We start from the raw sequence: 15,127 nt of genomic DNA, 5'->3' as shown, positions 1-15,127 counted from the left end.
AAAGGAGAGATTGGGATGAACCATTTACTAACGATGAATGAGTTATCGAACGAAGACATTCAGTTCATATTGCGAAAAGCAGAAGAGTTTAAAAGCGGAAAGCAAGATGAGATCTTCAAGCAAAAGTTGATCGCGAATTTATTTTTTGAGCCAAGTACAAGAACAAGGTTCAGTTTTGAAGCTGCAGAACACAGACTTGGCATGAAACCTTTAAACGTAGAAGTTAACGGTTCCTCCGTGCAAAAAGGAGAGACGCTTTACGATACGTTACGAACGCTAGAGGAAATAGGCGTGGAGGCATTTGTTATCAGGCATCCTGAAGATCGCTATTTCGACGGCTTAGCTGAAAAAATAAATGTTCCGATCATCAACGCAGGTGATGGCTGTGGCAATCACCCGACTCAATCTCTGTTAGATCTATTAACGATTCAACAAGAATTCATCGTACTACAGGGACTAACGGTTGTAATTGTAGGCGACATCCTACATAGCCGTGTTGCTCGGTCAAACGCAGAAGTCCTTAGAAAAATGGGAGCTAGAGTGTTGTTTTCTGGTCCAGAAGAATGGTTCATAGATGAATGGAAAGATGACTTTATTCCGATGGATGAGGCAATCGAGGAAGCTGATGCTCTTATGATGCTAAGAATACAACACGAAAGACATAGCGCTTCAATGCATCTCGCGAAAGAAGATTATCATCAACAATATGGACTAACGGTTGAACGAGAGAAAAGGATGAAAGCACACAGCATCATCATGCATCCAGCTCCTGTAAATCGAGGCGTTGAACTAGCAGATGAACTTGTTGAGTGTGAGCGCTCAAGAATATTTAAGCAAGTTCAGAATGGTGTTTTTATACGAATGGCAGTATTGAGATGGGCGTTGAATACGAATCAGGAGGCTATAAACAATGAGCTACTTATTAAAAAACGCTAAGGTTCTAGACGGAAACAACAATCTTTTGCAAACGGATATCTTAATTGTGGATAACAGAATTCAAAAAGTAGAGAAAGATATCGCGATAGAGAATCATGAAGTGTTTGATGTTGAAGGAAAGTTAGTAACTCCAGGCTTTGTAGATCTTCATGTTCACTTGAGAGAGCCTGGTGGAGAACATAAAGAGACTATCGCATCAGGAACGAAAGCGGCAATAAAGGGTGGCTATACAACTCTTGCTGCGATGCCAAACACGCGACCTGTACCAGATAGTAAAGAAACATTAGCTCATGTAAAGAGTAAGATCAAAGACACGGCAAACTGCAGAGTACTTCCTTACGCATCTATTACTACGAGACAGATTGGGAGTGAACTCACAGACTTTGAAACACTTCTAGAGGGTGGCGCATTCGCTTTTACGGATGATGGAGTGGGAGTGCAGTCAGCGGGGATGATGCTTGACGCGATGAAGGAGGCAAATCGCTATGGAGCTGTCATCGTAGCACATTGTGAAGACAATACGCTTCTTCCTAAAGGAGGCGCGTTCCACGAAGGTGATTTTACAGAGAAGGAAAACCTGCCGGGAATTCCATCTGTAAGTGAATCTGTTCACATCGCACGTGATGTATTACTCGCTGAAGCGGCCGATGCTAGATATCATGTTTGTCACGTGAGTACGAAAGAGTCTGTTCGAGTCATACGAGATGCGAAATCTGCAGGAATTAAAGTCACTGCAGAAGTTACACCGCATCATTTAATCTTAAGCGATAAAGACATTAAGGCTAACGATACGCATTATAAAATGAACCCGCCTTTAAGAAGTGAAGCTGATCGCCAGGCATTAATAGAGGGACTAAAAGATGGCACGCTAGATTTTATCGCAACGGACCATGCTCCACATAGTGAAGAAGAAAAATCACAGAATGTTGAACTTGCACCTTTTGGGATCGTGGGCCTAGAGACTGCTTTTCCTCTTCTATATACAGAGCTTGTTGTGAAAAAGAATCTATTCACGCTGCAAGAACTTGTGGACAAGATGACGAAGAAGCCTTCTGAAAGCTTTAATCTGCCATACGGCAAACTTGAAGAAGGTTCACTTGCAGATCTTACAATCATCGACCTAGAAAAAGAAGAAAAAATCAATGCTAAGGATTTTGTTTCTAAAGGAAAGAACACACCGTTTGACGGCTGGAACTGTATAGGATGGCCGGTTGCTACCATTTTTGGTGGAAAGCTTGTTTATCAACGAGAGGAGAGCTTAGTATGAAACGCTACTTAATTTTAGAAGATGGAACGATTTTTAACGGATTAGCTTTTGGTTCACAACGTGAATCGAGTGGTGAGGTAGTATTCACAACGAGTATGACAGGATATCAAGAAGTGATGACTGATCCTTCTTATTGTGATCAAATTATCTGCTTTACGTATCCACTAGTGGGGAATTACGGAATCAACCGTTCTGACTATGAATCGATTCGTCCTGCAACGAGCGGAATCATTGTGAATGAGCATGCTGAGTTTCCAAATCATCATGAAGGCATGCAGTCTTTAAGCAGCTGGCTGACAGCAAAAGATATTCCAGGTTTATATGGCATTGACACACGTAAACTTACAAGAAAGATTCGACAGCATGGAACGCTAAAAGGCAGAATGACAAATTCTATTGAGAATGCTGAAGAAGTGATAAAGAACTTGAATGCCGAAGAGCGAATAACGAATCAAGTGACAAAAGTATCAACAAAAACACCATATCACTTACCAAACAGCGGTTATCGAGTAGTAGTCGTAGATTTTGGAGTGAAAAGTGGAATGTTACGAGAGTTATCTAGAAGATTATGTGATGTGATCGTTGTTCCGCACAACACATCAGCAGCAGATATCATTCGTCTTCAGCCTGATGGTGTGCTTTTGAGTAACGGACCTGGAGATCCAAAAGACGTACACTCAGGAATAACAATGATTCAAGAGCTTTTAAAAAATACCATCCCAATCTTAGGAATCTGTTTAGGACATCAGCTTTTAGCTCTTGCATGCGGTGCGGATACTGAGAAGCTAAAGTTTGGACACCGAGGTTCTAACCATCCGGTAAAAGATCTTGAGACAGGTAAGATTGCCCTCACTTCACAAAACCATGGTTATGCTGTAACAGAAGAGTCTTTAAAGAATTCAGATCTCGTTCTAACACACCAAGCCGTAAATGATGGAACTGTAGAAGGGTTGAAACACAAAGAAAAACCAGCGTTTTCAATTCAGTATCATCCAGAAGCTTCACCAGGACCACAAGACTCGAATCCGATTTTTGATGACTTCATGAACATGATAAAAACAACGAAGAAAGAAGGTTTGATGCAATATGCCTAAACGACATGACATCCGAAAAATACTAGTGATTGGTTCTGGGCCGATCGTAATTGGACAAGCTGCAGAATTTGATTATGCGGGTACACAGGCTTGCCAAGCCTTAAAAGAAGAAGGGTATGAAGTTGTACTTGTAAACTCTAATCCTGCGACGATCATGACAGATCCAAATATGGCGGATAAAGTGTATATCGAACCTCTAACTCTAGAGTTTGTATCTCGTATCATACGTCAAGAACGTCCTGATGGACTGCTTGCCACACTTGGCGGACAAACTGGTCTTAACCTAGCAGTTGAACTTTTTAACTCAGGCGTTCTAGAAGAATACAACGTAGAACTATTAGGTACAAAACTTCCTTCGATTCAACAGGCAGAAGATCGTGACTTGTTCAGAGAGTTGATGAGAGAGTTGAACGAGCCAGTGCCTGAGAGTGCAATCGTTCATAACATGGAAGAAGCAAGAGCATTCGTTGCCGAGAACGGCTATCCAGTAATCATCCGTCCTGCGTTTACGCTTGGTGGGACAGGTGGCGGAATCGTAACAAATGAAGAAGAGTTCTTGGAGATTACGCCATCTGGATTGCATGCAAGTCCTGTAGGACAAGTATTGATCGAAAAAAGTATCGCGGGATTCAAAGAGATCGAATATGAAGTGATGCGTGATAAGAACGATACGGCAATCGTTGTGTGTAATATGGAAAACATTGACCCAGTAGGTATTCACACTGGTGACTCAATCGTGGTAGCACCAAGTCAAACGCTTACGGATAGAGATTATCAGCTTTTACGAAACGCGTCCTTAAAAATTATAAGAGCACTAAAAATTGAAGGAGGCTGTAACGTACAGCTTGCGCTAGATCCTGAAAGCTCACAATATTATGTGATCGAAGTAAATCCACGTGTAAGCCGTTCGTCTGCATTAGCTTCTAAAGCGACAGGTTATCCGATCGCGAAGTTAGCAGCAAAGATCGCAGTAGGATACACACTCGATGAGATCAAAAACCCTGTGACGGGAACTACTTATGCATGTTTCGAGCCGGCACTTGATTATATCGTTTCAAAGATTCCGAGATGGCCGTTTGATAAGTTTGAAGGAGCGAACCGTAAGCTTGGAACACAGATGAAAGCGACAGGGGAAGTTATGGCGATCGGACGTAACTTTGAAGAGTCACTTTTAAAAGCGGTACGATCTCTTGAGATTTCCGCTTTCCACCTTGATGTGAAAGAGAAAAACTTAACAGATTCTGAAGTACAAGAAAAAATCTTGAGAGCAGATGATGAAAGGTTGTTCTACATTGCTGAAGCACTAAGAATGGGGATTACGGTAGAACAGATACATGAATGGACAAAGATTGATTATTTCTTCTTAGAAAAGCTGCATGGCATTATTCTTTTAGAGAAACGTGTAAAAGAACGTAAGAAAGATGCAGTCATTTTAAAGAAAGCAAAAGAAAAAGGATTCAGCGATCGTTGGATTGCAGAAGCTTGGGAAATGGACGAGTACGATTTGTATCAGTTCCGATTGAACGAGAGAATCAAGCCGGTCTTCAAGATGGTTGACACGTGTGCGGCAGAGTTTGAATCCGCTACACCTTATTATTACGGCACTTATGCAGAAGAAGATGAGTCAATCATCACTGACAAAAAGAGTGTGGTCGTTCTAGGATCTGGTCCGATCAGAATCGGACAAGGTATTGAGTTTGATTATGCGACCGTTCATACGGTATGGGCGATTCAAGAAGCAGGTTATGAAGCGATCATTATCAATAACAACCCAGAAACAGTTTCTACTGACTTTAGCATGTCAGACAAGCTCTATTTCGAACCGCTAACTGTAGAAGATGTTATGCATGTGATCGATCATGAGAAGCCAGAAGGCGTTATCGTACAATTCGGTGGTCAAACAGCGATCAATCTCTCAGAAGAGCTTGAAAGAAGAGGAATTAAAATTCTCGGAACTTCTCTAGACAGCATGGACCTAGCTGAAGATAGAGAGCGATTTGAACAAGTGATGAAACAGCTAGAGATTCCGCAACCGGCTGGAAAAACAGCATTTTCCGTTAAGGATGCCGTTACTATCGCGAATTCAATCGGATATCCTGTTCTCGTTCGTCCGTCATACGTGCTTGGTGGTAGAGCAATGGAGATCGTGTACCAAGAAAGCGAGCTTCTGCAGTATATGGAGAACGCAGCTAAAGTAAATCCCGATCATCCGGTACTAGTCGATAGATATTTGGAAGGAAAAGAGATCGAAGTAGATGCGATCTCAGACGGACAAGATGTTTTCATCCCAGGAATGATGGAGCATATAGAGCGTGCAGGTGTTCACTCTGGAGATTCAATCGCCGTTTATCCTCCTCAAACGCTGCCTGAAGAGATCAAACAGAAGATCATTGACAGAACGATTTCAATCGCAAAAGGTTTGAAGATTATCGGACTTTTGAACATCCAGTTCGTTTGGCATAAGAATGAAGTGTATGTACTTGAAGTGAATCCGCGCTCAAGCCGTACAGTACCATTTTTAAGTAAGATAACGGGTGTACCGATGGCTAACGTCGCTACAAAAGTCATTCTAGGTGAGAATCTAGTTAGTCAAGGATACGAAACGGGTTATCAGAAGGAAGCAGATGAAGTTTCCGTTAAGGTTCCTGTGTTCTCGTTCGCTAAACTACGTCGTGTGGATACGTATTTAGGACCTGAGATGAAATCAACAGGTGAAGTCATGGGAAGAGATAAGAATCTTCAAAAAGCACTCTACAAAGGCTTGATCGCATCTGGTATGAAAATTCCAACGCACGGAACTGTACTCTTTACGGTAGCAGATAAAGACAAAGAAGAAGCGCTTGAGATGGTAAAGAGATTTTATGAGATCGGTTATACAATTATGGCAACAGAAGGAACGGCGAACATCATTGAACAAGAAGGTATCCCAGTCGACGTTGTTGGCAAGATCGGGTCTGAAGGAAGAAATCTCCTAGATGTTATTCGTAAAGACGAAGCGCAATTTGTAGTGAACACGTTAACAAAAGGGAAGATTCCGGCGAGAGACGGATTCCGCATTCGAAGAGAATGCGCAGAGAACGGAGTAGTATGTTTGACAAACTTAGATACGTCAGTCGCTCTATTAGAAGTACTTGAGTCTATCTCGTTCTCAGCACACGCGCTCTCAGCATTCACAAAAAAAGACAAGGTGCTCGTATGAAGAAGCACTTGTTGAACGTTACATCGAACATAGAGATCGCTAGAAATATATTTGAGATGAAATTGACTGGCTCTGGTGTAGGTAACATGACTACACCTGGTCAGTTTCTCCATGTCTCTGTAGGAAATCATTCTTCAAAACTATTACGCCGACCACTTTCGATCTGTGATGTCGATCTTGACCGAGAAGAAGTAACACTCTTGTACCGTGCACAAGGTGAAGGTACAAAACAGCTTAGTCAAAAATCAGCAGGTGAAGTTGTAGATGTACTAGGTCCGCTAGGTAACGGATTTGATCTAGCTGATATGGATAAAAACAAAAATGCACTGCTCATTGGGGGAGGAATAGGAGTGCCCCCCTTGTATTACCTTGGTAAACATCTAAAGAAAAAAGGAATAGAAGTAACATTTATTCTAGGTTATCAATCAATTGAGGACAGCTTCTACATCGAAAAGTTCAAAGATATCGGAGAAACGATCGTGACTACTGTAGATGGATCTCTTGGAATAAAAGGATTTGTAACAGATGCGATGATGAACGTCGTTGAAAATGAACCTGTCATCTACTCTGTTGGACCGGCGATCATGCTGAAAGCAGTAGAAGAGAGAGCGGTAGGTCTTCGGGGATATCTTTCATTAGAAGAACGAATGGGCTGTGGAATAGGCGCATGTTTTGCCTGTGTATGTCCAACCGAAACGAGAGAATCAGGATATGTGAAAATCTGCAGTGATGGACCGGTATTTAAGATGGGGGAGGTTGTACTATGAGTAGGCTGCATGTTGCATTGCCAGGGTTAAATATGAAAAATCCTATCCTTCCTGCATCAGGCTGTTTTGGATTCGGAAAAGAATATGCCAAGTGGTATGACTTAAGTGTACTAGGTGGTATTACGATAAAAGCAGCTACTCTAGAGGGACGTTTCGGTAATCCTACCCCTCGTGTAGCTGAAACAGAAAGCGGAATGTTAAATGCAATCGGACTTCAAAACCCAGGCGTAAAGAAAATAATAGAAAATGAAATTCCTGCTTTGGAACCTTATAACATTCCGATATTAGCTAATATTGCAGGATCTACAGAAGAAGAGTATATCGAAGTTACAAGACAGATCTCTTCATCCGCTCGAATATCTGCTGTAGAACTTAACATTTCGTGTCCAAACGTGAAAGAAGGCGGGATACAGTTTGGAACACACTACAAATCTGCTGCAGATCTGACAAGAAAAGTGAAAGCCGTATCTGAAAAACCCGTTTACGTGAAGCTCTCGCCCAATGTCTCTAACATTGTTGAGATGGCACAAGCAGTAGAGGAAGCAGGCGCTGATGGTCTTTCAATGATCAATACACTAGTTGGTATGAAGCTCGATTGGAGAACAGGTCATCCAATATTGGCAAATAAGACGGGCGGACTTTCAGGACCAGCCATAAAACCTGTAGCCATTCGGATGATCTATGAAGTAAGTCAAAAGGTATCACTTCCGATTATCGGTATGGGCGGTGTCAGCACAGCTGAAGATGTTCTTGAGATGATGTCTGCTGGTGCATCAGCTGTTGCAGTCGGTACAGCAAACTTTGTAAATCCTTATGTTTGTCCTGAGATCATCGAGCAACTTCCTAAGCTGTTAGATGAAATTGGTGTAGAAAATATTAGTGAGATGACAGGAAGGAGTACGAAGCAATGGAAAACCCCGTTATCATCGCGTTAGATTTTAAGAATGCAGATCAAGCTAAATCCTTCCTATCAAGCTTTGAAGGACAGTCTCCATATGTGAAAGTTGGTATGGAACTTTTTTATGCAGAAGGACCTTCATTTATCAAATGGCTGAAAGAAAAAAACTTTCGTATCTTCTTGGATTTAAAACTACATGATATTCCGACTACTGTTCATAAAGCCATGAATGTCCTCGGTGGACTCAATATTGACATGGTGAATGTTCATGCCGCAGGCGGAACTCAAATGATGAGAGCTGCAAAAGAAGGTTTACTAGCAGCAGGTGCTCATCATACAAAATTAATTGCGGTCACACAGCTTACAAGTACAACAGAAAAAGTATTGAATGAAGAGCTCTTGATCAAGGATGTTGATATGACAGAGTGTGTGACTCATTATGCAGATCTTGCGAAAAAGGCAGGATTAGATGGTGTCGTTTGCTCCGTGCAGGAAGCTATGAAGATCAAAGAGGTTTGTGGAAAGAACTTTTTGACTGTCACTCCAGGGATTCGTCCCGGCGGCGCTGATACACATGACCAAGCTCGTGTTGCCACACCAAGAGAAGCTGCGTTAAAAGGATCGGATTATATGGTGATCGGCAGAAGTATCACCCAATCAGACACACCTGTTACAACTTATTCTGAAATATTAAATGAATGGAGAGATAGTCATGAAAACAACAACTTCCCAACATTTGCTTAACATTGAGGCAGTAACTCTGTCACCTGAAAATCCATACACGTGGTCCTCTGGGATGAAGTCTCCCATTTATTGCGATAACCGGTTGATTATTGCGTATCCCGAGATTCGTAAACAAGTAGCTGGGGAGCTTTCCGCGTTAATAGAGAAGCATTACCCAGAAGCTGATCTTATCGCCGGAACAGCAACAGCAGGTATTCCTCATGCTGCCTTCGTAGCGGATCAGATGGAATTACCGATGTGTTACGTAAGATCTAGTGCGAAAGCTCATGGGAAAACGAATCAGATCGAAGGATTAACGAATAAAAGTAAGAAGGCAGTTGTTGTTGAAGACTTGATCTCAACCGGCAAAAGCTCTATTCAATCCGTACTAGCTCTTCGTGAAGCAGGGATTGAAGTGCTCGGTGTTGTAGCCATTTTTAGTTATGGTCTGAAAAAGGCAGATATAGAACTCGGTGAGTTGGATATTTCTTTTCAAACCGTAACAAACTTTAGTACATTAATAGAGGAAGCACAAGAAAGCGGAAAGATAAGTGAACAAGGGCTTTCTTTATTAAAAGAATGGCAACAAGACCCAGAACACTGGGGAGCTGCCTCTTTTTCCAAATAGTTTTCTTAAGGAGATTAACATTTTGAGAAAAATGAACGGTGAAGAATTTGATGAGCTTGTTTCCTTTTTTGATAGCATGGCAAGGACGACTTGGCTTAAGGAAGTCCATGATCATTTAAAAGAAGTAACAGGGTCATGGAGTGAAAAAGAAGTTCTAGACGTGGGATGCGGAACAGGAAGATTGCTGTTGCGTGGAGCTGAGGAAGCGAATCGACTTGTCGGCGTAGATCTGTCGTCAGAGATGATCAAGGCTAGTATTCAGCAGTTCTTTTATCATGAATTAAGTGGTAAAAGTGAGTTTATCGTTGCAGATGCTGAGAATCTTCCGTTTACAGATCATTCGTTTGATCTAGCATTATCCACTTGTGTAATGTTTTTATTGCCCGATCCAGCTAAAGGAATCAGTGAGGTTCATCGCGTTATAAAAGATGATGGTCAAATCGTCATGCTGAATCCGAGTGGAAAAATGAGTCAAGAAAACGCTGCTTCTTTCGCAAAGGAAAACGGTATCTCTGGGTTCGAACGAACAGCACTTTTAAAATGGTCTAACGTAAGTACGAGAAGACACCGCTATTCAACAGATGAAATGACAGAGTTACTGCACAACCTGCATTTTACTGAGGTTCAACATTATGAAGTGTTAGGTGGCCTCGCCATTATCAGTAAAGCAAAAAAAACGCAGAACAGCTAAAATTAAGCTGCTCTGCGTTTTTTAATTAGTGCTTTCTGAAACGTGTTTTTATGGTCATAATCTACTTCTGATAGATGCAAAGGAGTTTCAGAGTATTTAAAACAGCACGGTTTAAATAACATCCTGTATTTAGACTTCAAATGTATTAAAATACTTCACTGAATACTTGATTGGAGCGTAAGGTGCGAGACTCCTGGGGGATTAGCGGGACAGGTGAGACTCTTAATAGCGCATAGCGCTAAGAGGCTCACCGCACGCCCCCCGGAAAGCGAGCAACCTGAAGTGGAAATCAACACATTCAAAAACATCATTGCATACGGTCTTTCCAAAAAAGGCTACTTTTTTAAACGGAAAACAAGATCTTCATCCGGCGTCACGAAAAGCGTCTGCTGATTGTCATAAATAACAAATCCAGGCTTTGCCCCATTAGGCTTCTTCACATGTTTTACTAACGTAAAATCAACAGGAACCGAACTCGAATTTTTAGCTTTGCTGAAAAAACCTGCCAAAACAGCAGCTTCCTTAATAGCTGTTTCACTTGGACTCGACGACCGAATCAGAACATGAGAACCTGGAATGTCCTTCGTATGAAGCCATGTTTCATTTGCTCTCGATAACTTAAAGGTCAGGTAGTCGTTCTGTTTATTATTTTTACCGACTAAGATCTCTGTTCCATCAGTAGATGTGAACTTTTCAGGCTGAGGCGTCTTGTTTTGCTTTTTCTTGTTCTTACTTTGTCTATGTTTCAAATAACCGCCTTCACCAAGCTCTTCTCTAATTTCTTCAACATCTTTCATGGATGCTGAATCCATCTGAACGATCAGACGCTCAAAATAAAGCAATTCATTCTTTGCTTTTTCGATCTGATCTTTAATAATAGAAACTGATTTTTTTAGTTTCGCATATTTTTTAAAGTAGCTCTGCGCATTATCAGCAGGCGTTTTAAGAGGATCAAGCGTGATTTTTACAAGTGGTTGATCTTCAGTGAAGTAGTCTTCTACCTCAACTTCACGATCTCCCTTTTTTGCCAAATACATATAAGCGGTGATAAGTTCTCCCTTTCGTTGATACTCCTCGGCATTATGCGTTTGCTGAAGTTCTTTCTCTAATTTTCCTATCTTTTTCTTTATCTTGTCATATTCGTTCGAGAGATATTTTTCAAGATCGTTTGCTTGCTGTTTGATTCGGTCACGATCTGCTTTACCATAAAAATACCGATCGAGCATCTGACTGACCGTATCAAAGGATCGGATCTCCCCTGTCACATGATGAAGAGGGAGAATAGAAAAATATTCTTTCTTATCGTTTGTGATCATTTGAGGTTCATATTTTTGATCTGATAGTTGCTTCATCACACTGAAAAAGGCGTCTGCCACTTCGTTTTTAACCGAAAGTCCTGCTCTATGCACGATTTCTTTAGCGATTAAAGGAGAGAAACCGCTGAATCTGGTTACGAGTTGTTTATCCAATTTTCCTTCGTTCCAAGAAATTTTAGAAACAAATTCATCTACATTTGTCACTGTAAAAGGATCTGTTTTTTCTTGCGCAGGAGGCATGATGTACTCAAAGCCTGGAAGGATGGTACGATGACGGTTCTGAAAGCTAGGAATGTGCTTGATACTATCAACAATCTTCTGTGATTTTTGGTCGACTAGAATAATGTTGCTGTGTCTTCCCATGATTTCGATATAAAGTACTTTAGTCGTTTCGTCCCCGATCTCATCTCTATTTTTAACGGTAATTGTTATGATTCTCTCAAGATCAAGCTGTTCAATTTTTTCAATAAAAGCGCCTTCCAGATGCTTTCTAAGAAGCATACAGAACATAGGAGGAGTATCTGGATTCTCATACGTATGTTCAGTGAGATGCACTCTTGCGAATGAAGGATTCGCAGATAATAAAAGTTTATGATTTTTTCCATTCGCACGGATTGTAAAAACAAGATCTGTCTTATGTGGCTGATAAACTTTTGAGATACGTCCTGAAGTAAGTGTGTTTTGTAGTTCAGTTGTTATGGCACGTGTCATTATTCCGTCAAAACTCATGTTATGGTCACCTCTTATTTCTGATTCATAGTATAGCATTTTTGCGGACATGCCTGCATATAAATGCTATTAACTAATCTTATCAGAGGTGGAAGCTATGAATTGGTACCAGCTGCCGCAAGACGAAATTGAATCCATTCTTAACAGCAGGATGGAAGAAGGGCTCTCAAAAAGTGAGCAAGAACGAAGGTTAAAGTTAGATGGACCGAACCAGCTAGAAGAAGGAAAGAAGCAGTCTGCCATTTTAATGTTCCTTGCCCAATTTAAAGACTTCATGGTTCTCGTCCTCTTAGCGGCTACATTGTTATCCGGTTTCTTAGGAGAATATTTAGACGCGATTGCCATTATTTTAATCGTGGTGATGAACGGTATTCTAGGTTTTATTCAAGAGAGAAAAGCAGAAAGATCCTTAGCTTCACTAAAAGAACTTTCTGCACCAAGTGCACAGGTTCTTAGAGAAGGAAAATGGGTCTCAATCGCTGCGAAAGACGTTGTTGCAGGCGACGTGATAAAAGTAAAAAGCGGCGATCGTGTGGGAGCGGACATTAGGCTCCTAAAAACATCAGGGTTACAAATAGAAGAATCAGCTCTAACGGGTGAATCTGTTCCTGCACAAAAACACAATAACATCATTTCTAATGAAGACTTGAACCTAGGGGATCAAGAGAACATGGCGTTCATGGGCACGATGGTCACTAGAGGAACGGGACAAGGTATAGTCGTAGCGACAGGCATGAAAACAGAGATGGGGAAGATTGCACATTTAATACAAACAGCTGAAAACATTGCAACACCTCTTCAGATGAAACTTGAACAGCTTGGGAAAATTTTGATCGCTCTTGCGCTGCTGCTAACGGTCTTGGTTGTTTTAGCTGGTGTTATGCAAGGACATGATCTCTATAGCATGATTTTAGCAGGTGTCTCGTTAGCTGTTGCTGCCATTCCAGAAGGACTTCCAGCTATCGTTACGATTGCACTCGCGCTAGGTGTTCAAAAAATGATACGAAAACGAGCGATTGTCCGAAAGCTTCCTTCTGTAGAAACATTAGGCTGTGCAACTGTCATCTGCTCTGATAAAACGGGCACACTGACTCAAAATAAGATGACGGTTACACGTATTTGGTCTCAAGGCAGACAGTGGAGTGTTAATGAAGAAGGTTTTGAAGTCATTGGTGGCGGTATTCAAGAAAACAATAAACGAGAAGATAAGCTCACAGAAGTCTTGGCATATGCCGCTCTTTGTAACAATGCCACGATAGAAGAAGGTAAGAAAGGCTCATTGTTAGAAGTGGGTGATCCAACAGAAACCGCATTACTGGTTAGTGCTTACAAAGCAGGAATCACGAAAGAATCATTAAGTGAACAATTTACGATTCAGCATGAGTTTCCATTTGACTCTACCCGTAAAATGATGAGTGTCGTTGTAAGGGATACAGAAGGAAATCAGATGCTCGTAGTAAAAGGAGCACCAGATGTCCTACTTGAAAAAAGTGATTACATTGTATGGGACGATAAAAAACAGTTGATCAAACAGGCTCATAAAGAAAGAATAAAAGAAGCGATCTATGCACTGGGTAGCCAAGCACTGCGGACGATCGCTGTTGCGATCCGACCTTTAAAAGAAGGCGAGCACTATTCACAAGCTTCTTTTGCAGAAAGAAGTCTCACGTTTATCGGATTACAGGGAATGATGGATCCGCCACGTCCTGAAGTCGAAGAAAGTATCAGGGATTGTCAGACTGCGGGTATCAAAACTGTCATGATAACGGGAGACCATGTAGTAACTGCAGCGAGTATAGCGAAAAAACTAAACATGCTCCCTAACGGTGGAAGAGTGATGGAAGGTGCTGAGCTTGCTCAATTAAGCGATGATGAATTGGACAAAGTTTCAGAAGATGTTTATGTTTACGCGCGAGTATCTCCAGAGCACAAGTTAAAAATCGTAAAGTCTCTTCAACGAAGAGGTCACGTTGTAGCTATGACTGGTGATGGCGTCAATGATGCACCAGCTATCAAGTCAGCAAATATCGGTATTGCAATGGGTATAACAGGAACAGACGTGGCGAAAGAAGCATCCTCTCTTGTTCTTGGTGACGATAACTTTGCCACGATCCGCTCAGCGATTGAAGAAGGAAGGAACATCTATGAAAATATTAGAAAGTTTATTCGTTATCTTCTAGCGTCCAATGTAGGTGAGATTCTGGTAATGCTTTTTGCGATGATCATGGGCTTACCACTTCCTTTAGTTCCAATTCAAATACTTTGGGTTAACTTAGTTACAGATGGTTTGCCGGCAATGGCATTAGGTGTTGACCAGGCCGAAGAAGACGTTATGAGAAGAAAGCCAAGACAAGCGAAAGAAGGGGTCTTCTCCAGGGGGTTAGGATGGAAGATCGTTTCAAGGGGATTCTTGATCGGTGGAGCGACAATACTTGCATTCTGGGTCACGTTAAAAGAAAATCCAGATCAACTGATCGTCGCGCAATCCGTAGCCTTTGCAACACTTGTTATGGCACAATTGATCCACGTGTTCGATTGCAGAAGTGAGCGTTCTGTTTTTCATAGAAATCCGTTTCAGAACGGTTACCTAGTCTTGGCTGTTATTTCATCTATTCTATTATTGCTAGTGGTCATGTACGTAGAACCATTGCAAGATATTTTCCATACGGTTCCGCTCTCCATAAGACAATGGCTACTCGTTCTTGGCATGGCATCTATTCCAACATTTGCTCTAGCAGGCTTTCAATTGTTTAAAAAAGAAGCAAGATAAACAAATAAAGCTGGTTCCCGTATGTTTGGGTACCAGCTTCTATTATTTTTAACAAGACAAGGGGTTTATGCGCTCGTCCAGCGGCTGTGAAGCACGCTGGATGAGCGAT

At 41.5% G+C, this 15,127-nt stretch carries 11 protein-coding genes; 10 read left to right on the top strand and 1 reads right to left on the bottom strand.

Annotation, left to right across the window (positions count from 1 at the left end; all coding sequences use genetic code 11):
- Nucleotides 1-15: 15 nt before the first annotated feature.
- From FS458_RS12160 to FS458_RS12120, 9 genes are read left to right on the top strand one after another with little or no spacing between them, the layout of a single operon-like run.
- Nucleotides 16-936, top strand: a complete 921-nt coding sequence (locus tag FS458_RS12160) for an aspartate carbamoyltransferase catalytic subunit (protein ID WP_144700890.1) — start codon at nt 16-18, stop codon at nt 934-936.
- Entirely contained in the window at nt 911-2,203 is a 1,293-nt protein-coding gene (locus FS458_RS12155; RefSeq protein ID WP_144700888.1) for a dihydroorotase, read from the top strand. The genes FS458_RS12160 and FS458_RS12155 overlap by 26 nt, the downstream gene beginning before the upstream one ends.
- Nucleotides 2,200-3,297, top strand: a complete 1,098-nt coding sequence (locus FS458_RS12150; RefSeq protein ID WP_144700886.1) for a carbamoyl phosphate synthase small subunit — start codon at nt 2,200-2,202, stop codon at nt 3,295-3,297. Before FS458_RS12155 ends, FS458_RS12150 begins: the two co-directional genes overlap by 4 nt.
- Nucleotides 3,290-6,496, top strand: coding sequence for a carbamoyl-phosphate synthase large subunit (carB, locus tag FS458_RS12145; protein WP_144700884.1), 3,207 nt, complete (start codon nt 3,290-3,292; stop codon nt 6,494-6,496). The genes FS458_RS12150 and carB overlap by 8 nt, the downstream gene beginning before the upstream one ends.
- Nucleotides 6,493-7,263, top strand: coding sequence for a dihydroorotate dehydrogenase electron transfer subunit (locus FS458_RS12140; protein ID WP_144700882.1), 771 nt, complete (start codon nt 6,493-6,495; stop codon nt 7,261-7,263). The genes carB and FS458_RS12140 overlap by 4 nt, the downstream gene beginning before the upstream one ends.
- Nucleotides 7,260-8,198, top strand: a complete 939-nt coding sequence (locus tag FS458_RS12135) for a dihydroorotate dehydrogenase (protein WP_144700880.1) — start codon at nt 7,260-7,262, stop codon at nt 8,196-8,198. The genes FS458_RS12140 and FS458_RS12135 overlap by 4 nt, the downstream gene beginning before the upstream one ends.
- A complete protein-coding gene (gene pyrF / locus FS458_RS12130) occupies nt 8,171-8,905 on the top strand; it encodes an orotidine-5'-phosphate decarboxylase (RefSeq protein ID WP_144700879.1) in 735 nt (244 codons plus the stop codon). Before FS458_RS12135 ends, pyrF begins: the two co-directional genes overlap by 28 nt.
- Entirely contained in the window at nt 8,874-9,512 is a 639-nt protein-coding gene (gene pyrE, locus FS458_RS12125) for an orotate phosphoribosyltransferase (protein ID WP_144700877.1), read from the top strand. Before pyrF ends, pyrE begins: the two co-directional genes overlap by 32 nt.
- A 31-nt stretch (nt 9,513-9,543) precedes the next feature.
- Complete coding sequence (locus FS458_RS12120) at nt 9,544-10,203, top strand: class I SAM-dependent methyltransferase (protein WP_260858767.1); 660 nt, start codon at nt 9,544-9,546, stop codon at nt 10,201-10,203.
- A gap of 335 nt (nt 10,204-10,538) precedes the next feature.
- Here FS458_RS12120 and FS458_RS12115 read toward each other — a convergent pair whose 3' ends face one another.
- Nucleotides 10,539-12,248, bottom strand: coding sequence for an Rqc2 family fibronectin-binding protein (locus FS458_RS12115; RefSeq protein WP_144700873.1), 1,710 nt, complete (start codon nt 12,246-12,248; stop codon nt 10,539-10,541).
- Nucleotides 12,249-12,345: 97 nt separating this feature from the next.
- Here FS458_RS12115 and FS458_RS12110 point away from each other — a divergent pair, with 97 nt between their 5' ends.
- Nucleotides 12,346-15,018 carry a calcium-translocating P-type ATPase, SERCA-type gene (locus FS458_RS12110; RefSeq protein WP_144700867.1) on the top strand — a complete coding sequence of 891 codons (2,673 nt, stop codon included), beginning with the start codon at nt 12,346-12,348 and terminating at the stop codon, nt 15,016-15,018.
- The last annotated feature ends 109 nt before the right edge of the window (nt 15,019-15,127 follow it).

Source organism: Fictibacillus phosphorivorans, assembly GCF_007673525.1.
Lineage (GTDB): Bacteria > Bacillota > Bacilli > Bacillales > Fictibacillaceae > Fictibacillus > Fictibacillus phosphorivorans_C.
This window is presented reverse-complemented; position numbering and strand designations above follow the sequence as displayed.

Excerpts from the sequence above, each read along its gene's own strand:
- FS458_RS12160 (WP_144700890.1), top strand. The coding sequence starts at position 16 with ATGAACCATTTACTAACGATGAATGAGTTATCGAACGAAGACATTCAG.
- FS458_RS12155 (WP_144700888.1), top strand. The coding sequence starts at position 911 with ATGAGCTACTTATTAAAAAACGCTAAGGTTCTAGACGGAAACAACAAT.
- FS458_RS12150 (WP_144700886.1), top strand. The coding sequence starts at position 2,200 with ATGAAACGCTACTTAATTTTAGAAGATGGAACGATTTTTAACGGATTA.
- carB (WP_144700884.1), top strand. The coding sequence starts at position 3,290 with ATGCCTAAACGACATGACATCCGAAAAATACTAGTGATTGGTTCTGGG.
- FS458_RS12140 (WP_144700882.1), top strand. The coding sequence starts at position 6,493 with ATGAAGAAGCACTTGTTGAACGTTACATCGAACATAGAGATCGCTAGA.
- FS458_RS12135 (WP_144700880.1), top strand. The coding sequence starts at position 7,260 with ATGAGTAGGCTGCATGTTGCATTGCCAGGGTTAAATATGAAAAATCCT.
- pyrF (WP_144700879.1), top strand. The coding sequence starts at position 8,171 with ATGGAAAACCCCGTTATCATCGCGTTAGATTTTAAGAATGCAGATCAA.
- pyrE (WP_144700877.1), top strand. The coding sequence starts at position 8,874 with ATGAAAACAACAACTTCCCAACATTTGCTTAACATTGAGGCAGTAACT.
- FS458_RS12120 (WP_260858767.1), top strand. The coding sequence starts at position 9,544 with ATGAACGGTGAAGAATTTGATGAGCTTGTTTCCTTTTTTGATAGCATG.
- FS458_RS12115 (WP_144700873.1), bottom strand. The coding sequence starts at position 12,248 with ATGAGTTTTGACGGAATAATGACACGTGCCATAACAACTGAACTACAA.
- FS458_RS12110 (WP_144700867.1), top strand. The coding sequence starts at position 12,346 with ATGAATTGGTACCAGCTGCCGCAAGACGAAATTGAATCCATTCTTAAC.